This window comes from Vibrio sp. (assembly GCF_048266485.1).
Taxonomy (GTDB): Bacteria; Pseudomonadota; Gammaproteobacteria; order Enterobacterales; family Vibrionaceae; genus Vibrio.
The window spans coordinates 52,929-74,149 of the sequence record NZ_JBLWZK010000009.1; the positions used below are offsets into that span (position 1 = coordinate 52,929).

Annotated in this window: 13 protein-coding genes; 8 read left to right on the forward strand and 5 right to left on the reverse strand. The window is 42.8% G+C overall.

Annotated features, from left to right (window positions below):
- Window positions 1–139: 139 nt before the first annotated feature.
- From ACN0T8_RS11385 to ACN0T8_RS11405, 5 genes are all read right to left on the reverse strand, one after another.
- Window positions 140–604 carry a YhcH/YjgK/YiaL family protein gene (locus ACN0T8_RS11385; RefSeq protein WP_417880746.1) on the reverse strand — a complete coding sequence of 155 codons (465 nt, stop codon included), beginning with the start codon at window positions 602–604 and terminating at the stop codon, window positions 140–142.
- Between the two features lie 34 nt (window positions 605–638).
- A complete protein-coding gene (gene recD / locus ACN0T8_RS11390) occupies window positions 639–2,990 on the reverse strand; it encodes an exodeoxyribonuclease V subunit alpha (RefSeq protein ID WP_417880747.1) in 2,352 nt (783 codons plus the stop codon).
- On the reverse strand, window positions 2,990–6,664 hold the full coding sequence (recB, locus tag ACN0T8_RS11395; RefSeq protein WP_417880748.1) for an exodeoxyribonuclease V subunit beta: 3,675 nt from the start codon (window positions 6,662–6,664) through the stop codon (window positions 2,990–2,992). Before recB ends, recD begins: the two co-directional genes overlap by 1 nt.
- 367 nt (window positions 6,665–7,031) lie before the next feature.
- Window positions 7,032–10,562 carry an exodeoxyribonuclease V subunit gamma gene (gene recC, locus ACN0T8_RS11400; protein ID WP_417880749.1) on the reverse strand — a complete coding sequence of 1,177 codons (3,531 nt, stop codon included), beginning with the start codon at window positions 10,560–10,562 and terminating at the stop codon, window positions 7,032–7,034.
- Between the two features lie 88 nt (window positions 10,563–10,650).
- Complete coding sequence (locus tag ACN0T8_RS11405; RefSeq protein WP_417880750.1) at window positions 10,651–11,643, reverse strand: TDT family transporter; 993 nt, start codon at window positions 11,641–11,643, stop codon at window positions 10,651–10,653.
- Window positions 11,644–11,757: 114 nt separating this feature from the next.
- Between ACN0T8_RS11405 and ACN0T8_RS11410 the strand changes: the two genes are divergently transcribed.
- The 8 genes from ACN0T8_RS11410 (at window position 11,758) to ACN0T8_RS11445 (ending at window position 21,113) form a co-directional block, all read left to right on the forward strand.
- The gene (locus ACN0T8_RS11410) at window positions 11,758–12,675 is read left to right on the forward strand and encodes a LysR substrate-binding domain-containing protein (protein WP_417880751.1); all 918 of its coding nucleotides are present in this window, start codon (window positions 11,758–11,760) and stop codon (window positions 12,673–12,675) included.
- Between the two features lie 82 nt (window positions 12,676–12,757).
- Window positions 12,758–13,051 carry a YebG family protein gene (locus tag ACN0T8_RS11415; RefSeq protein ID WP_027697554.1) on the forward strand — a complete coding sequence of 98 codons (294 nt, stop codon included), beginning with the start codon at window positions 12,758–12,760 and terminating at the stop codon, window positions 13,049–13,051.
- 255 nt (window positions 13,052–13,306) lie between these two features.
- Window positions 13,307–14,086 carry a RelA/SpoT domain-containing protein gene (locus ACN0T8_RS11420; RefSeq protein WP_417880752.1) on the forward strand — a complete coding sequence of 260 codons (780 nt, stop codon included), beginning with the start codon at window positions 13,307–13,309 and terminating at the stop codon, window positions 14,084–14,086.
- A gap of 136 nt (window positions 14,087–14,222) precedes the next feature.
- Window positions 14,223–15,254 (forward strand): 2,3,4,5-tetrahydropyridine-2,6-dicarboxylate N-succinyltransferase, encoded by a 1,032-nt coding sequence (gene dapD, locus ACN0T8_RS11425; protein ID WP_417880753.1) that lies wholly within the window; start codon window positions 14,223–14,225, stop codon window positions 15,252–15,254.
- Window positions 15,255–15,542: 288 nt separating this feature from the next.
- Complete coding sequence (pncB, locus tag ACN0T8_RS11430; protein WP_417880754.1) at window positions 15,543–16,748, forward strand: nicotinate phosphoribosyltransferase; 1,206 nt, start codon at window positions 15,543–15,545, stop codon at window positions 16,746–16,748.
- 100 nt (window positions 16,749–16,848) lie between these two features.
- The gene (locus tag ACN0T8_RS11435) at window positions 16,849–17,997 is read left to right on the forward strand and encodes a sugar diacid recognition domain-containing protein (protein ID WP_417880755.1); all 1,149 of its coding nucleotides are present in this window, start codon (window positions 16,849–16,851) and stop codon (window positions 17,995–17,997) included.
- Window positions 17,998–18,111: 114 nt separating this feature from the next.
- The gene (locus ACN0T8_RS11440) at window positions 18,112–19,257 is read left to right on the forward strand and encodes a glycerate kinase (protein ID WP_417880756.1); all 1,146 of its coding nucleotides are present in this window, start codon (window positions 18,112–18,114) and stop codon (window positions 19,255–19,257) included.
- A gap of 176 nt (window positions 19,258–19,433) precedes the next feature.
- Window positions 19,434–21,113 (forward strand): AMP-binding protein, encoded by a 1,680-nt coding sequence (locus tag ACN0T8_RS11445; protein ID WP_417880757.1) that lies wholly within the window; start codon window positions 19,434–19,436, stop codon window positions 21,111–21,113.
- The last annotated feature ends 108 nt before the right edge of the window (window positions 21,114–21,221 follow it).

Genomic DNA, 21,221 nt, shown 5'->3' on the forward strand with positions numbered 1-21,221 from the left:
ATAGGTTTCTAGGGGACTAGTCCCTAGATTCGCTGCGCTGCTAGGAAAGCAAGAGACGAGTCTAGGCTTCGCGTAGCTCGTTACTCGAATGTTACTTAGAATCATCGAGTAACGAGACACGTATTTTCCGAGTAACGTGCTATATCAAACCCCTATGCACTTTCACTACTGCTTTTCTTACCACCATTGGCTCACGTGTTGCACATTGTGGACGATGAGATTCACCTGGGTAGAAGATAATAAAATCGCCCTTTCTTAACGAAATAAAGCTTTCATTGCTTACTTCATTAAACAGCAGTACGTCATTGGTGTAGTCTGGCTTATCAAGTAAAGCTTGTGGGGTTTCTATCGAATAACCAAAAGTTTCCTCACCCTCTAAAAGAATTTGAATATCCAAATAATCACGATGAATTTCAGTTTTACGCTCTTCACGCGCTTCTGTTTCAGGTGTCATTAGAAAACAAAAAACGTTATCGCCATCAATATCATAACGGCCATTTTCTTGATTATCTTGTGCGATTTTCAAAGCTTGGTGGATATAATTTAAAAATGTGTCTGGGAGAATAGAACTCCACTCCAAGCGTTCAACGTTGCCAAAAAACATGCTTCACCTTCACTATTTTGTTTATTGTTTATATTTAGTTTTTTATTAGCTTATCACTTAACCCGCTAGAACGTAGGGTCTTTACGCTAACACCTTGCGCTAAGATCGCTGGATTGGCAAATAAATCTAAGCACGATTTGGCTCGCGTCACGCCAGTATAAATCAGCTCTCGAGTTAATATTTGATTCATTTTATTTGGCAGTAACATCACGGTATGAGTGAATTCACTACCCTGTGATTTATGAATCGTCATCGCAAACGCCAGTTCATGCTTTGGTACTCGACTCGGCAATACGCCTTTAATTCGTCCATCGGGCATTTCAAAAAATACTCGTAGCCGTGGTGTCGTCTCGCTTTCATCCAATAGACAAATACCGATATCACCATTATGTAACCCTAACGCACTATCATTTTGGCTAATCATGACTGGCCTACCGACGTACCAATGTTCATTTTCAACTGGATTGATTAGCTTATTACGAGCCAGTGACCCTTCCACCAATTGGTTCATACGCTCTACGCCAAACTCCCCTTCTCGCACTGCGCATAATAATCTCGCTTGAGAAAAGGCTTTTAATATTGCTTGAGCTTTTTGCTCCATCATGGCTTTGGTTGGCGCTTCAACCGAGGCAAACAAATCCCCTTGAATGACCGAACCACCTCCTGAATTAACCGCTTGATTGAGCTGCTGGCAATAAGGTAAATAAGCTTCCGTCATCATCTGACATAGCGCGCTTTGTGCTTGCACAAGATCGAGACTTTCTGGAGAGCTGTCTGTCGATGAATTTGCTTTAATGACATGCAAATGAATATCTTCAAAGCCTTGCTGCCACACCTTCTCCACTTGTTTCGCTGAGCCCGCATTAATCGCTTTTGCCAATTGTCCTACTCCAGATCTCGCATGGAAGCGGTAGCTTTTTTGCAGCATGCACAAACTATCCGAAATAGCATTAGCTTTGATTGCGGACTGAGGTTCAGCTAAGGTTTGATACCCCGTTAGATCAGCAAGAAGATGACCAAACTCAGCTTGATAACCTGATGAAGTAAACTGACAGATATCACCTAAAATCGCTCCAGCTTCAACTGAGGCTAACTGATCTTTATCCCCCAATAAGATCAAACGTGCATGACTTGGTAACGCTTGCAGCAACCGGAACATCATAGGCAAATCGACCATAGAAGCTTCATCGACCACTAGGATATCCAAATGTAAGCGGTTCGATTGATTGTATTTATACTCAACCGTATTGGGTCTCGCACCTAACAAGCGATGAATGGTACTAGAATGCGCTGGCATCATCGCTTTGATTTCATCACTTACTGGTAATTGTTCAATCGCCAGTCCAATAGATTCCGTCAAGCGTGCAGCCGCTTTACCAGTTGGCGCAACTAATTTAATGATTGGAGCTTGTTTGCTAATCGCTGCTTGTGAAGCTGATTCTTGTAAAACTAATTGCTGTTGAGATTGAGTAATTAATGCAGCCAATAGTTTGGCAACCGTGGTGGTTTTACCGGTTCCCGGTCCACCAGAAATCACCGAGAACTGACGAGTTAACGCCACAGCCGCCGCCACTTTTTGCCAGTTCAAACACACAGATAAAGGCACTAGCGTATCAAGTTCATTAAGCTGATCGACTTGCTTTGCTTGAATTAACACGCCGTCAATGCGGCTCCAATCTAATCCATCGGTTTGCACCACATCAAGCATTTCACACACCAAACGCTGACGCTCAATTGAACTCGTATGCTCACCACTTTGTAATCCATCCCAAAGATAAAGGTAGTCACGATCAAATAATTCATTAAGCGCTTGTTTCATCGCCGCAAATGCATCGGGTTCAGCGCTTAAAGTTTTCGCGCGCGCCATAAAACCATCTGCAACTTGTGACTCATAATGCCAATAACGAGTTAGGTACAAGCGGTCTTGTTCAAGCACTAATGGTAGCGGTAGTGGCTGCAAACTGGCTTGGTTTATTTGTGCTAATCCCACCACAGCATTGGATTGGGAAGCATAGTTTTCAACTAACGCCAACCAATCAACACCTTGTAATTGAGAGAATAGATCGGCAAAGCGGCTTGCTAATTCTGGATGTTGGCGAGTCAAAAAAGGTAAAGATAAAGTTTGTTGAAGATCGAGCTCACTTAAGCGCAAACAAATATGGCCGCGACCAAACTCATAACTAACAAGGCCAGCGAGTAACGCGATATGATCCGCTTGGTGGCGACAATCCAGACTAGCGTCGTGATTAGCTAGCAGGCATTGTTGATGGATAAAGCGAGCAAACTGAGCGTCAATGGCTCGAATTACACCAAGTTTTTCAAGAGATAACAGCAAGTCTAGCGCTGAGTTACCTTCTACCGTCGACGAGTTGATAGTCTGAATCATTATGCCGACTCTCCATCTAATAAGCGGTCAAATTGCTGCAAGAAAGCTTCGCTTGGTTTGGCTGAAAATACGCCATATAGAGGATCACTCTCTCCTTTCGGGGCGTCTTTTTGAGCGCCTGCAATATCATGTCCCTCAGCAGCAAAGCCACGTAAAAACAGATAGTACACGCCACCAAAATGTTGCTGATAATCATAATCCACAAGTCGACTTTGTAAGAAACGGTGCAGTGCTAAAGCATAAATTTGATACTGGAAATCATAACGGTGATCGATCATTGCATGATTAAGGTTGTCAGGATGATAATCTTCGATCGAATAACCAAGGTGGTTAGATTTCCAATCTAAAATGTAATACTTACCTTGATGTTCAAACACCAAATCAATAAAGCCTTTCAGCATACCTTTGGTTGGCATAAAGCCTAGCTCACCGGCAACGTTTGATAGCTCATCATGATCTTTTACCAAGCGATTAAGCTGGCTAGATAATAGAGATTCAACGGGGAGTAAGAACTCCATTTCCACCAGCCTTTGAGTGGGTACTTTCTCTCCCAAACGCAGTCCATTTCCATCTAAAGGTGTTTGCATCACTTGAGTGATCATCGCTTGAATCGCGGGCAGCCATTGCAGGTCGTATTGTTCTTGTTGCAATAAATCGGTAATGATCTGAGTGTTTTCCGGACTGGTTGCCGGCTCGGTAAATTCAATCTCTTCGAAAATCGTATGCAAGAAAGTACCCGGTCGTGCGCCTCGTGGAAATTCAAACATAGACCAAGGGTCGACGCTGTTTTGCTCTTCAATCTCAATAGAGACACCAACTTCTACTGTGTTGGTATTTTCCGCCGCGTCCGAATCTATCGGTTTTTGCGCATCGATTGCTACATCAAAATCCGCCGTATCACCTTGACTATGCGCTGCATGATGACCTTGTTTTACTAAGCTTGAATAGCTGGTCATGCGCCATTGACGATCAATCGAGGCACTAAAGCGTTTAGCTTGTAAATTAGGTTGTTCGGTTTGAATCGGCGCAAAACGTTCGCTTGGCGGTTGCGGGAAATCCAGCATTTCAACACTCGTCACATCCTTAACCAATTGCTGACAGGCTGCCATTAGTTCGGCGCTTTCTTTAGCTTGATGATGTTGCAAGATCGCGCCAAGCGCACTTAAATGAGCGGTTGATTCATCCTTTTTGCTGTTGCCTTTTTTCAGTGGTGCAAGACCAATAATACAGCCGTACACCGCGCGAGTAAGAGCAACATAAAGCAAACGTAGATCTTCGGCTAAGCGTTCTTTTTCGGCCAACGCTAAACCGTCATCAGGCTTGGATAAATCTAAAATAGTTTGCTGCTTATCGACCTGATAATACTTGGCTACCTTGGCAGCTTTAAAGTTATTGGCAAACGGTAAGAACACTAAATCGTATTCCAAACCTTTTGATTTATGAATGGTGATGATTTGCACCAAGTTACGCTCAGATTCTAAACGCTGAGTTTGCTCGCTAATTTCGCCATCGTGCTGTTCAATATTTTCAGCCAACCAACGAATCAGCGCACTTTCACCTTCTAGCGATAAACTAGCTTGTTGCACCAATTCAGATAAATGCAGCAAGTCGGTTAATTTGCGTTCACCATGCGTTTCCAATAACCAACGCTCGGCGATTTGTCGCTGGCTGATCACCGCGCGCATCATAGGTAGAACGCCACGCTTTAACCACAGTTGATGGTACTGCTCAAACTCATTAACCACGTTCTCCCAAGCAGTTTCGTCATGGTTAAACTGATCGAGCTGCGCCATATTTAAAGCAAACAAATCACTGGCAAGAATGGCGCGCAGTGAATATTCATCACTCGGTCTGGACACCGCCATCAATAAGCGTAATACATCTTGTGCCACTTCACTATCAAACACGCTATCACGATTAGAAAGGTAAACACTGGCAATACCTTGATTCGCCAATGCTTCTTTAATTAATTTACCTTCTCGACCCGTACGCACCAACACCGCAATATCACCGGCTTGAATCGGATGCGCTTGGGATTTTTTATCAATAAATTGTGCTTTTTGTTGCTGGGAAGCGCTCAAAATATGATGGATTTGATGAGCCGTATATTCTGCCATCTGATGATTATAATCTTGTGTCGCAACGGGTTGCCCAGCATCGGGTTGATGTAACCATAAACCAATCGCTGGCTGCGCTTTACCATTTATCGTCCAATGCATATTATCAGCTTTCGGGCTGGCTTTGACTGGCAAGAATGGAATGTCATCATCGTAGAGAAACGGCCTGTCATCAAAACTGAAAATGCCGTTTACCCCTTGGATCACCGCTTCACTTGAACGCCAGTTGGTATCCAGAGTGTAGTGTTCAGTCACTTCATTACGCGCTTGAATATAGGTGAAAATATCCGCGCCACGGAAGCCATAAATCGCCTGTTTCGGATCGCCAATCATAAACCAACCACTTTGTGGCGAGTCTAAATAGATTTGACGGAATATCTGATATTGCTGCGGATCGGTATCTTGGAATTCATCGATCATCGCCACGGGATAAAGCTGACGAATACGACTCGTCAATAAACCTTCTTCATCTTGCACTATCGCTTGTTCAAGCTGGCTGAGTAGATCATCAAAAGAAAGTTGTGCCTGACGCTGTTTGGCTTGTGCCAATAACTGACGACAACCTTGAATCGCTTGGTATTTAAAAATCAGCTCAAATTCCGGCTGGTTATCGAGTAGCTCATCAATTGCCTCAAACGCAGCATGCTCTGCTACTGGGCCTTTTTTGGCATCGGTGACCGACGTTAATGTGCTTTGAGAAAAACGAATCAATTTATCGCACATTTGACCATCGTTTCGCTCACTAGCCGCCCATTCATGCACTTCATCTAACCAAGCTGGCAAACGCGTTTTATTGTATGGATTGCGTTTAATGCCGGAACTATCAATCAAACTAAACAAATCATTGCGACTGGCATTCCACAGCGATTTCACTTTTTCGATGCGATTTAGATGCTGCTGATAAAGCACCGGCAGATCGACATCCAGGTTAATGCTCGGAAAACTTAGGGCAGGGCCAGAAAGGTAGTTGCCAATTTCACGCAATAGTTGCTCAGGACGACTCCATAACGATTGAATTTGCGCGGCTAATACCGTCGGCAATGGGTAAAAATGACGACGCCAGTAATCACTCACCACTTGCAGTTTTAGCTGACTTTCATCGGTAATAAATTCATTTTGAAAACGACTACCCGATTCAAAAGCATTTTGAGTCAGCATACGTTGGCAAAAACCGTGAATCGTGAAGATCGCCGCTTCGTCCATTTGACGCTCGGCTTGCAGCAAGATTTCAATCGCTGATTGTTTATTTGTTGTTTCAGTTAATAGCAGCTCAAGTACTGGGTCGGTAGTTTCACCACGGGCAAACGCAATACGCGCTTCATGAATGCGTTGACGAATTCGACCACGCAGCTCTGCGGTGGCCGCTTCGGTAAAAGTCACCACAAGAATTTGATCAACGGTTAATGGCGTTTGATGCGCTGCGCCCTCTTTACCGTGCCCAAGCAACAAGCGTAGATACAGCGCCGCAATGGTGAAAGTCTTGCCAGTACCAGCAGACGCTTCAATTAAGCGAGCACCATGCAGTGGAAAAGTCATACTGTTGAGAGATTGCGCCATTAACTTTGTCCTAATTAGAATTCTTATGTTTCGTGAGGAATTTCTCACTTTGCGCCATGAATTGTCTTGAACTGCAAAACAAAACAGATTGTGAGAATGTACTCACATTTTTTATGCCATGATCGGCTTACTATTCCTGCCATATCGAGCCACGGCCAATGGCTTGTAAACCAATATTAATCTAATAACGATCTACTTACGTTACCGACATTGTTCCTACTTCAATGTTGCTAATGATAAAAAAGTAGACAGAAACAACACTATTACCTCGACTCTCCGCCGCCAAGCAAGCGCCCTACACTATAATGACTTGCTGGCGGCGTTTCTTTTTCTAAGCCGTTCGTCTGTTTATTCATCCGCTTATTCATTACGACTCATCTTCACTGCGATCTTGGCAATGTTCCATTAATGGATATAACCACTGCTGCGCTTTTTCGAGTAATGATTCAGCAAGCTCGCTATTCCACTCTTTCCAAACTCGTTGAATATAGTGGTCACTGCCTTCACCTACCGAAACAAAGCTATCGTTAAAAGTATTTTCCATTGCTTGATACGCTTTTTGTTTGATCTCTTCATCCGCAAAACCAAGCCATTGCCCTTGCTTATCATAACCTTGCTCGATACCAGCAAAGGCGCACTTTGGAACAAACCATAGTGGCTCATCCATACCTTGATAGTAGGCTTCCAGTAAAGATTGCAAATATTGTTTGGCTTGCTGTGAGCTTAAAGCTTGTAATTCAAGTTGCTGAACTTGCCCCTTGCGAACACCGAACAAATGAGTAGCAAGTGAGTGCCCGCTCGCGTTTAAGCACAAATGTTCAATCCAGTAACCCAATAAGTTCGCGCTGTGAATTCCACCACTACGATAGCGCAACATGCCCTGCTGATATTGACCACCAAGCCAACCAGCTAGGTGATGAGTTTGCTTGTACCCACCTAGTGTTAATTCAAACTCAAGCGCGATCTCAACATCCGCTTTAGGCACAGTGAGATAAGGCAATAAACTAACTGCTAAAGGTTGAATATTTGCCAATAAACTTTGGGCGGCCAATTCACCAAAACCCGACAATGGCAATTGCCCTTTGGCTTGATGTTGCTGCAAATATACTTTAGCGCCATCTTCAAAGCTTTCTAGAGTCGGCATTTCTGATTGCAGCCATTGCTCTAGTAAGTTTTCGCCAAACCAGTAGTTATCTAGTCCATTAATGGCAAAAGGCTCATCATCAATTTGATTAACCGATAATGGGCTAATATCTAAATAACTCTTTAAACGTTGATTGAAGAAATACTTCACTGGCAAGCGCCAAAAACGCAGCAACTCTTGAAGTTCTAACCAATATTGCCCATTGGCCTCTTTATCCAGCTGCAAATAATACGGCTCTAATGGCTGAATAAATGGCAGTGTCTGAGTTTCACTTGGCTGTTGGCTAGCTTGATGCGCGGCAGGCAACCATTCTTTGGCATAACTAGCGAGTGCGGAATCACTGCCATCAAACGCTTTGATACTGAAAGGCACTAAAGGATGAACATGGGTTAAATGTGCAACTAACGCTCGCCCTGATTGATCGCTCGGTAATTCTTGATGCTGAGCAAGTGTGTAGTTTTGCTGGCAATATTCCAGTAATTCCGCCACCAGCACCGATGGCTCTTTATCACTGTTATCTTGGATCGAACGTCCCACATAACTAATATACAAATACTGTTGCGCTGATAACAAGGCTTCTAAGAATAAGTACCGGTCATCATCACGACGAGAACGGTCGCCATGACGGGTACGTCCATTAATCAAATCAAACCCTTCTGGCGCGACACTGCGCGGATATAAACCATCATTCATCCCCAACAAGCATACGACCTTAAAAGGAATTGAACGCATTGGCATCAAGGTACAGAAATTGACTTGTCCGGCTAAGAAACGCTGGCTGACTCTGGCATTCGAAAGATGATTTTGTAGATATTGTTCGAGAACTTGCGGCGAAATTTCTTCATCTTGAGTCATTCCTGCATCGTGCAATTGTTGGCTGAGTTGTTGAATGCACTCTCGAATTGAGCCAAGTACCACTTCGCCTTCTAGTTCCACCTCAAAAAAGTCATCTAGCATCGATAACAAGTACTGCTGCCAGCTAGAAAACTGCTGCGCTTGAGACAAGCGGTCGCGATATTGCTGCAATAAGCGAACAAAACTCGCTAATTTACCGGCAAGTTCTGCATCTAGTCCTTGAACTTCATCAAAGGCGGCAATCTGTTGCTCACCGATGTGATACAAACCGGCTGACTCTGGCATGGCATAGCCGAGTAACATTCGCTCGATACCAAATAGCCAAGTGTTTTGTTTATGACTCGGCAGTTCAAATTGCAGCGCAGTTTTTTCATCGAGTCCCCAACGAATGCCCACTTGTTGGATCCATTGTGCGACTCGTTCAAACTCATCATCACTGATCGCAAAACGCTGCATCACCGCAGGTACTTCTAATAACTCAAGCAACTCGGTCGCCTGGCAACGGCGCATAGGCAACGACATCAAACGCATAAAAGCTTGTAGAATTGGATTTTCTTGGTCAACGCTACGGTCAGAAATCGAATAAGGAATATAACGCTCGCCAGAAGCATTACCAAAGACGGCCTGAATCGCATGACTATAGGCGTTAATATCCGCTACCATCACAATAATATCGCGTGGGTTTAGATTCGGATCAGCATCAAACATCGCCAATAAACGGTCATGAAGCACTTCAACTTCACGCATTGGACTATGGCAAGCATGCAGTTGTATTGAGGTATCATCATCTGACACTACAGGCTTATAACGACTTGTCGTCGCGGATAGATCATCATCTTGGTGTTCGCGCAGCTCTAAAATATCTTGCTGGATCGCATGCAATAAACTGTCGGGTTCACCTTCGACAAACGCATCAATTTCATTGGCTTCCAACTGAGATAATAAATACAGATTATCGCGCCCTAGCTTACCCATTGAGGCGAGCAGGCTATTTCCCACCGCATCTTTGGTATGCAAGGTTTCAGACTCAGTTAACACATTTTGCTCAATTGAACCTTTGAGCCAATCCGATGATTGCTCACTATGCATTATTTGACGAGATTTAGCGGCCAGTTTGGCGAGGTATTTACGGTCGCGAACTTCCCCCCAGTAATAACGACAGGGGTTGGTAAACATTAAGTGCACATCAATATGTTCGCCCAGAGCACGCAGCGCATCCATATAACGAGGTGGCAATGCGGTAATACCAAACACAAATAAACGCTTCGGAAAATTCGCTTGCTGGCCTAAATCGCCAACATAGGTGTCCAGCATATCAATAAAGTGTTCATACAAATTGGCGCGATGATAAGGCGATTGACCTAGCGAGACCGTTTGATCGTATAAAGCTTGCCATAAAATAGGCTGCCACGGGTGTTCACCATTGAGCTCTTTAACGGTTTCTCCAGCTTCCCACGCAGCAATCCATTCAGGGCGATACACTAAATAACCATCAAAAATATCGGCAATTTTTTCAGATAATTGATAGCGCTTAGATTGGTCATCGTCATGATCTAAATAGCGCTTTAGGGGGGAGAACTCTTCACGTTCGAGTTGCGTCGGCAAAATTTGCATTAACTTCCAAGTCATTGCATCTTTATTAAATGCACTACGCTTGGGAACATCAGGCAAAACTTGGGTAAACAAATTCCAAATAAAAGTCGCAGGAAGAGGAAATTCGAGATTCGCTGCCACACCAAACTCTTTGGCAAGCTCCATTTTCAGCCATTGCGACATACCGGGGCTTTGTACCAAAATTTGTTCAGCTTGGAATGGATTGTCTAATGGGTTTAAACGGATAAGTTCAACCAGTAAAGACTTTAAAACATCGACTTGATTGGAATGGTAAACAGTAAACACAAGGCACTCACGCTACGGGTTTAGATACCCACAGGTTAGCATAAGTGCTTTGTTTAATTGAAATGTTTAGCTGAAATTATTCTTTCAATTATAAGCTTTCTAGAGGGTGAGTATTATTCGCTGAAATTAATACTTTATGTGGGGTATAAAACATCCAGTAACGCAATGCTACATAACCTACAATCAAGGTAGCGATCACTAGCTCAATCACCGCAAGAACCTGAATTTGATGGGCATATTGAGTTAGTACTTCCATGGTTGACATCCAATAAGATGTTTTAAATAGCGCAGTAGCACCGATCACCATTGGAAAAGTAAAAGCCGCGTAACCTGGGCTGAATGGTAGTCTAAGCAAAGTAAAGAATGAAAGATAAATAAGAATCGTCATCAAGATAGCGATCGACATCAAAACCATCACCAACAATAATGATGGATCAGAGGTAAAGGTTAGATAACCTGCCAATGATAAGCTTGCTGGTGCCGCCATAATTGCCAAGGTTGGTTTTGCTGCATCAGGTACTTCTTGACAGAAAATAAAACGATAAATCATAGCTGGCAACATTACGGCGTAGCATGCGATACCAAAAATCAATACTGAATAAGCAATCCAAGAAAGTACTGGATTACCTGAGTACGCAACATCTGCCACAATAATGCCAATTGGAGGAACAAACCAACTAGGCACCATATGATGAACTTCAAACTCTTTTGCTCTATGGTAAATGAATGCAGTAAGAAAAATAATATGCAGCGCTACCGCGAATACCCATAAACTGTCACCTAAAACTGGGTTAAAATGGCCAACTGAACTTGATACCACCATAGTTGCCATTGAAAATGTCGGAACAACACTCCCGACAACTGGGTGGGCAAGATCATTGGCAATCAATTTTGGATGAAAAATAAACTTAACCGTTAAAATAATTAATAAAATGGCAGCAATCCCAGCACTCCAATGTTGAGCATTGCCGTTAAGTATTAGGGCGTTTTCCCAACACCAACCTAAACTAGCGATACCGAGCGCCAAGCCTGCCATTGGGGTTGGAGCACCACTTACTAAATTTTTTAATGTCTGATTCATGATTACCTCACGGGGTATATGTTACCGATGCAGTAATAATAAACTTGCTCATTGTTTAAATATATCTAATTAAATTTAACACACGTTAAATAAAACAAAACGGAATAGCACTTTATGGCAAGTAATGTCACCCTCAAGCAACTCAAAGTCTTTACCGCTTTAACTCAACAGGAAACCTTAACTGCAGCAGCTAAAAAATTATTCCTGTCTAAAGCCGCGGTAAGCTTGTCACTCGGTGAACTTGAAAAGCAACTCGGCCTCGTATTGTTTGATCGTGTAAATAACCGTTTGATATTAAATCAAGAAGGTAAACGCCTACTGCCTTTAGCTGATGAACTGCTACATCGAAGCGAAGATATTCAACACATGTTCACCTTTGATCAAGCGCTGCACGGCCAATTAAAGATCGGTGCCAGCGATACCATTGGCAACCAAGTTGTTCCTTACTTACTGCGTGATTTTCGTCAGCATTCGCAACACCAACAACAAAGCTTATTGATTTCCAATACCAGTTTAATTTGTGACAAGTTAACCGATTACGAGCTCGATCTAGGTTTAATCGAAGGTAAGGTTCAATCTGATCAACTGTTAATGCAACCTTGGAACCAAGATGAAATGTGTATCATTTGCTCACCTAATCATCCTTTAGCACAACAAGACTCTGTATTGGCAAGAGACTTCGAAAATACAGAGTGGCTTCTACGTGAAGCAGGATCAGGGTCTCGCGAGTTCTTCTTACGCACTGTAGCGCCACGCATTGAAGTCTGGACCGAATCATTTCAATTAAACACTACGGAAGCAATTATTAATGCGACCGCTGCCAACCTAGGTTTAGCCTGTTTATCTCGTTTAGCGGCACAATCAGCGCTTGAACATAATCGTGTAGTAGAACTTAAAGTCCCTCTTGATATGACGCGCCGCTTTTGGCTATTAGTCCATAAAGAAAAATACCAAAGCCCACTGCTCAAAACCTTCATGCAATTTTGCATTGATTGGAAAATGCTCGAATCATTGAAAAGTAGCGCCAAATAACTGATAACCGCTGGACATTAGCTACAAACAACTGTATAAAAAAACAGTTAAATTCATTCAAAAATTGCATACGAGGATAACCATGGCTGTAATCGTCAAGTACGTGGTGGAACGCAACGGAGAAGAAAAGATGACTTTTACTTCCAAGGCTGAAGCTGACGCTTATGACAAAATGTTGGATATGGCGGACGAGCTTTTCACTTTGTTAGAAAACAGCAAGATTATTGAAGATGATAACCAAAAAGAAGAGTTATCTATGTTTCTTGCTCAAAACAAAGATGAAGTACTCTTTGCACTAGGTGCGAAACGTCGCCCTACTGAAAAAAAAGCCAAAGCACCAAAAGCAACCGAAGATAAAGATAGCGAAGCCGCTTAAACCTGAAGTTGACTATCCAGATTAAACAGCCAGTTCACCTCATCGCAACTGGCTGTTTTTTACATTCCCTTACAGTTAGCTAACAGATTGAAGCCAAAGCTAAAATTGTCATAACATTTCCCAATTTAAAAACTGCTATTGTAACTATCAAAATTTGCCCCAAGCTATCTATTACGAGCTAATACAATTCGTTTGCACTTAAAGACAAAATACACCCTTTAGTTACACCGTTTTATTGTCTGATAGAGGTTGCTAATGAAGTTTTTCTTACGTACAACAACGATCATGTTGCTGCTACTCAGCCGCACGCCTGCATTTGCAGTTCAGCTAAATCAAGCGCAATCATCGCAATCCCGCCCACAAATCAATCAAGCTTGTCCTCAAGCCTTTAAACACTCACTCAGCGGCTTATACAGCATTCCTGATATCAATTCAGCGACCATTCGACAACCCATTGCTGATTTCGAGAACCTCTATTCACAAGCACCACAAGCTCAACATGAGTTAGAAGTACTATGTAAAAGTATCGCCTTAAATACCCAAACACAACCTACCTTTGCCGGTGTTAAATCCCAACAACGAGCTAAGGAAAAAGTCGAAAAAGAGCTCAACGGACAAGCCGATAGAATTACCGATTTAGCTCGAGCAACCATTGTCGCACAAGACTTACCGAGCTTAGTTAAGGCTTATCAGCAACTTCACCAACAAGCGAGCGTACTACAAGTAAAAAACCGCTTTAAAACTCCCACGCCTTCTGGCTATCGAGATCTTAAAGTCCTCGTGCAAATGCCCCATTCAGGCCTAGTTGCTGAAGTACAATTCCACCTAGACGAAATAGCCAAGATTAAAAGTGGCGAAGAGCATAGTCTATACGAAAAAATTCAGCATATTGAACGCACCGCAATGCTCGAAAACCGCGACCTCAATACCTTTGAAAAAGCCAAAGTAGACCAGCTGAGAAATCGATCATTAAGCCTATACCATGATGTTTGGCAGTATTACTTAACACCTCCCGCTTTAGAGCAGGCTGCCTAACGAGAAGCAAGTAGCAGCCTAATAAAGAATATGCCCTTAGAAAATTAAGGTTTGTTTTAAATCGCTAATCATTATACTTTCTTAGCATTGGACTTAATTTTTATCTTAACCCCCTATAAATGGAGATTATTCAGTAATGGCACATTTCGCACTTGCCTTTGGTACGGCTACCAAAAACCGTGATGGTAAAATCATCGAAGCATTTTTCCCAAGCCCGGTATTAAACCCATCAGACGCTCTTGTTGCGGCAATTGCGCAAGTTTCAGGATACTCAGAAGGCAACCAAGCGATTGAAATCAGCAATGAGCTTGCTGGTGAACTATCGAATGCATTTGCAGCAAACGGCGACATTGCTAATGCTGATTTTGCAGAAAAAGCCGCTCAATCTTCTCAACCATTAGTATTAGTCGTACTTGCAAATGATGAGCAACCAAGCTCTGTGGCAGAAGGTTTCTTAAAACTACAACTGATCTCACATCGTTTAGCTAAGCCACATGGCATCGTACTTGATGGTATTTTTGGCCTGCTGCACAACATCGCATGGACTAACCAAGGCCCAATCGATCTACCAGAATTAGCGAGCCGTCAAATTGAAGCTCGCTTAAATGGCGAAACACTCACTGTCGATTGCGTTGATAAATTCCCGAAAATGGTGGATTACATTGTTCCTACCGGTATTCGTATTGCTGATACATCACGCGTACGTCTTGGCGCCCATGTGGGTGAAGGCACGACTGTGATGCACGAAGGTTTCATCAACTTCAATGCGGGCACAGCTGGTGTGAGCATGGTTGAAGGTCGTATCTCTGCTGGCGTTATGGTTGGCGAAGGTTCTGACATCGGTGGCGGTGCTTCAATCATGGGTACGCTATCTGGCGGCGGTAAAGTCGTCATCTCAATTGGTGAGAACAGCCTACTAGGTGCCAACGCAGGTCTTGGTTTCCCACTAGGTGATCGTTGTACGATTGAGTCAGGTCTTTACATCACAGCTGGTACTAAAGTGACTATGCTTGATGCTTCTGGTAATGAAATAGAAGTTGCCAAAGCGCGCGATCTCGCTGGCAAACCAGACCTACTATTCCGTCGCAACTCAGTAACCGGCAAGATTGAATGCTTAACCAATAAATCTGCGGTTGAGTTAAACAGCGAGCTGCATTCAAACAACTAATTATATTGGTGTTTGATAATAGCAAAATAGCTTTAGGACTATGCTAGGTCAAATGCCTATCAACCTGGACACTATAAAAAGCTGTACAGTTTAACCAATTGAAATCCCGTCACTTTGGCGGGATTTTTTACATCTAAGATAAGGAAAGGCTACTATGTTCTAAAAGCTTTTGGATCATTATAGGCCAAATACTCTAGTCGCTGTACAAGTCTATTTTTATGCACAACTTTCTCAATTGGAGCGAGATCGAGTACACTACTCTGATAATCTCCTTATTAAATATTGTCTATGACCATTTCTTCCCATACGTCTCACTCGCAACCGATCATTACATCACTACTGGATACCGATGCTTATAAATTGCATATGCAGCAAGCAGCATTTCACCAGTACCCTGATGTTGAAGTGGTCGCTGAATTTCATTGCCGAAGTCAAGAAGATTTACGCCCATATTTCGATGAAGTGTTGCAGCAAATCGATCACTTATGCCAACTGCGCTTTCAGCCCGAAGAACTAGACTACCTTGCGCAACTCCCCTTCTTTAAAACTGACTACCTTGAGTACTTAGCGACATTTCATTTCCAGCAAAGTAACGTTGAAGTTCGTAAAGATGGTGAACAGCTACAAATAACACTGCGTGGCAAATGGTTAGATGTAATTTTATGGGAAGTACCATTGTTGGCGATTATCAGTGAAATTCGAGGACGCCGTCGTTACCCACAAGCCAGTGTTGAGCAAGCTTGTCAGCATTTGCACCACAAGCTGAAATTACTCAAACAAGATCACCCAACCTTAGATATGTCTGGTTTTTCTTTAATCGACTTTGGTACACGTCGCCGTTTCTCTAAAGCGTTACAGGCCAATATTGTCGACCAATTAATCGAGCACTTCCCTCAATTTGATGGTACATCCAATTACTATCTCGCCTTTAGCAAAGGATTAAAGCCAGTTGGCACCCAAGCACATGAATGGTTTCAAGCACATCAACAATTAGCGGGAGAGCTTGCCGATTCGCAACAACTAGCATTACATAATTGGATAAAGGAATACCCGAATACATTAGGTATTGCGCTGACCGATTGCATAAACATGGATGCCTTTTTACGCGACTTCACACCAAGCCTTACCAATACATTTCTTGGCTTACGCCATGACAGCGGTGACCCTATTGAATGGGGGGAAAAAGCAATTGCTCACTATGAGAAACTGGGGATTGATCCTAAATCGAAAGTGCTAGTATTTTCAGATGGCCTATCACTTGCTAAAGCTATAGAGATCTACCAACATTTTGCCCAGCGTATTCAAACCAGTTTTGGCATTGGTACTAAATTAACCTGCGATATTCCGAATGTGAATAGCCTCAACATCGTACTTAAACTCACCGCTTGCCAAGGTAAACCAGTGGCGAAGATTTCCGATGAACCAGGTAAAAGTATGTGTCGTGATGACGCATATTTACAAGAATTAAAGCAGGCTTTTCATTTAGCAAGTTAAGCCATTATTTGTGCATATTCACAAATTTATCATTCCATCATGACGAAATAAGCCGACTAGGTTAGTGTTTTATTATACGTACTTTCCTATCGGCTTTTTTATGTACCTAGATACCCAACTTGCCCAACAAATCGTTGATCGCACTATGGCAATCATCGACACCAACATCAACGTTATGAATGATCGTGGCATCATAATCAGTAGCGGAGAATCAGAACGAATTGGGCAGTTGCACGATGGCGCCCTACTGGCAATCCAACATGGTGACACTACTGAAATTACTCAACAAACCAGTCAGAATTTAAAAGGCGTTAAACCGGGTATCAACCTAGTCTTAAAACATGATGACACTATTATTGGTGTGGTCGGCATCACAGGAAACCCTGATGAGATCCGCAACTATGCGGCTTTAGTCAAAATGACTTCAGAAATGATCATCGAGCGCTCACTCTTGATTGAACAATTGCAGTGGGATAAACGCCATATTGAAGAATTTATTTCTTCTTGGGTGAATAATGAATTAACCAAAGAAGCACTAGAAAGCTGGGCACAACGCTTGTCGATTGATATAGAACAGCCACGCGTTGCGGTGTTAATTGAAATCAGCGAGACCTCCAATCGCAACCAACTCGATACCATCAGAAAAATCGTGGAACTGCTTGAATATCCTGAGCGCAATAACCTAGTCGCCGTCGTTGCGATGAATCAAATCCTCGTTCTCAAACCATGTCAACAAGCAGCTAAATGCTGGGATTACACCATTGAAAGTAAGCGCATTGATCAGCTCATTCATACACTTCAACAACACGATATACACCAGCTTCATATTGCACTAGGTGAATACTTTCCATCGATCATGGACATGCCGCTATCGTTTCAAAGTGCACAACAAGTACTCGCACTAGGCAAACACTACCAACCGAAACAAACTAAGTATCTGTTTGAAGATCTCCGCATGCCAGTGCTACTGTCACCATTAAAAGAAAATTGGCAAGGTGCACAATTATGTAATGCTATTGTAAAACTCAAAAGCCAAGATCGCTCAGGTCAATTAATCAAAACCTTATACAGTTTATTTGAACATCAAGGCAACCTATCCCAATGCGCTAATAGCCTATATATCCATAGAAACACTCTACGCTATCGCTTAAATAAAATTGAAAGCATCACTCAAATATCACCACATAACTTCACCGGATTAGTCGAACTCTATATTGCTTGCCAGATCACACAATGTTCGAAAAATTAGTCAAATGAACAAAATCAGTACAATTTATCGGCATGTAATTTGGTTAATTGTCCAAAGTAATTTCTCTCGAATTTATCGATAATAAAGCATAGATAAATACTTTGAGGTCCTAGTATGAAAATCATTATTGCTCCTGATTCGTTTAAAGAAAGCTTAACCGCTAAGCAAGTTTGCCAAGCCATTGAAATCGGGTTGATGCGAGTTTGGAAAGACGCTGAGTATGTACATATCCCACTGGCGGATGGCGGTGAAGGGACTGTGCAATCTTTAGTCGATGCAACACAAGGTGAGATAATTGATTGCGTAGTCACTGGACCTCTAGGCCATAAAGTGGATGCTTTCTATGGTCGACTAGGTGGCGAATTAAGCCACACTGCTGTGATTGAAATGGCTGCGGCAAGTGGTTTACATTATGTACCAATTGCACAGCGTGATCCAAAAATCACCACCAGCTTTGGTACTGGTGAGCTGATCGCACACGCGCTAGAAAATGGCGCTAAGAAGTTGATCATTGGTTTAGGCGGCAGTGCCACTAATGATGGCGGTATGGGTATGTTAGAAGCGCTAGGGGTTAAATTTCTCGACAGCAATAGCCATGTGATTTCAGGTAATGGCATTGGTCTTACGCAAATTAAATCAATCAATATAGATAACCTACATCCTCAATTGTCCGATTGTGAGATTGTCATTGCCAGCGATGTGGATAATCCATTGTGTGGAGAGCATGGGGCGACGGAGACCTTTGGCAAACAAAAAGGCGCAACAGCAGAAGATACCACGTTACTCGATAACGCTTTAAGTGATTATGCAGATTTAATTGCCTCTCAACTTGATCGCCAAGTGAAAGACAAACCCGGAGCAGGTGCCGCTGGTGGGCTTGGGGCGGCGTTTTTAGGATTTACCTCTGCCACCTTAAAACCGGGGATCGCCATTGTATTAGAAACGCTATCGATTGAAGATCACCTACAAGATGCCGATCTTGTTATAACCGGTGAAGGTCGAATTGATTGGCAAAGCGCCCACGGCAAAACCCCAGTTGGGATTGCTCAAGCAGCGAAGAAATTTGATCTTCCAGTGATCGCACTAGCCGGTTGTGTCGGCGATAACTACCAAGCGGTTTACGATCATGGTATTGATGCGGTATTTGCTGCGATTCCAAGACCCTTTGATTTAGAAACCGCTTTTGCCGAAGCAGAAGTGAACATGGCTAACCTTGCCGAAAATGTCGCGAGAACATTAGCTATCGACTCTAGTCTCTAATCTCTACATTTAGGCACTCGGTTGATATGCCCCCTCAAAACTTTATTTGACAGAAATAGTTACAATCAAATTGATGCTTCAGTTCACAACATTTTACTGGTTGGACCTTTGTCTTATTGTGGTTTAATCATTAATAGCCTAAAAGTGTTAATAACTTGTTATATAAGGCGGAAATGATGACTGAACTCAACCAACAACCAACATCAACCACGCAATTTCCTCATGAAATGATTTTAAAATGGGCAGATGAGCGACCTAATGATGTGTATCTCACTCAGCCGATTAACCGTGAAGTTAAAGAATTCACTTTCTTTGAAGTGGCTGATCAAGCGTTGAGCCTAGTATCGGCATTAAGAGGTTTAGGGCTAGAGCCTAAAGATAAAGTCGCTTTGCTTTCGAAGAACTGTGCAGAATGGTTTATTTGTGATTTAGCCTTAATGCTAGGCGACTACATAAGCGTACCTATTTTTCCAACTGCTGGCAGTGACACCATAGAACATTGCCTGACCCACAGTGAAGCCAAAGCGATTATTGTAGGAAAACTCGATGATGATGTAGCCACGCTAGAAGTGTTAGGCAAACACCAACAACTCATCTCTATCTCTTTACCTTACGATAGTGCGCCAAACTGCCAATATGAATTCAATAGTTTAATTGATAGCCATCAACCTAGCACAGAACGCCCTCAGCACCACGATGATACTCTGATGTCTTTAGTTTACACTTCAGGTACCTCTGGTCTACCTAAAGGCGCAATGCTCACTTATGGTGGCTTTGCATGGTGTGCATCAAAAATTGTTGAGCATATTGGTTTACAAGAAAATGACCGATTATTCTCGTATTTACCACTCGCTCATATTACCGAACGCGTCTATGTTTTCGGTTCCTCAATATTAGGTGGTGTGCCAACCAGTTTTGCCGAAAGTATTGATACTTTTATTGACGATGTTAAAGCTCACAAGCCTACTCTGTTTATTTCTGTACCTCGCTTATGGACAGTTTTCCAACAACGTATTTTGGATAAAATGCCGCAGAAGAAACTTAATATCCTACTTGCAATCCCTTTCCTAAATAGCATTGTGAAGAAAAAAATCATCTCAGGTTTAGGACTAGAAAATGCTCGCGTTCTAGGTTGTGGCTCTGCACCGATTTCTCCATCACTATTGCACTGGTATCGGAGTGTTGGGATGAATATTACCGAAGCATGGGGCATGACAGAAACCTTCGCTTATAGCACCATCAACTATCCATACCGTGCCGATAAAATTGGAACAGTCGGCACAGTCGGCCCAGGGGTTGATGTTCGTATTGCCGATGACCAAGAAATTATGGTGCGCGGTAAAGGTTTATTCGCTGGTTATTATAAAAATGATCAAGCGACACAAGAATCATTTGATGATGAAGGTTGGCTGCATACCGGTGATATCGGTAGCCTAGATGATGAAGGGTATTTATCGATTGAAGGGCGTAAAAAAGACACTTTCAAAACCGCCAAAGGTAAGTTCGTTTCACCTGTGCCTATTGAGAAAAAAATCTTTGAGCACTCTCGAGTCGAAATGATGTGCTTAATTGGCTTAGGCTTACCGGCACCAATTTTACTGGTTATTCCTCATTCATTTAAGAATTTTGATCGTGAGCGCTATGAGCGTAAAACTGTTAAGATCATCAATCAGATCAACGATGGTTTAGAGTCTCACGCCAAGATCAAAGGGGTTTTAATGATCAAAGAACCGTGGAGTATCGAAAATGGCATTCTAACGCCGACCCTTAAAATAAAGCGTCATATACTAGAGAAAAAATATCACGACGTTGGAGCCAGTTGGCCAAGTGATAAATTTATTGTTTGGGAAGAGTAAGTTTCGGGGTCTCGGGTCTCGGGTCTCGGGTCTCGGGTCTCGGGTCTCGGGTCTCGGGTCTCGGGTCTCGGGTCTCGGGTCTCGGGTCTCGGGTCTCGGGTCTCGGGT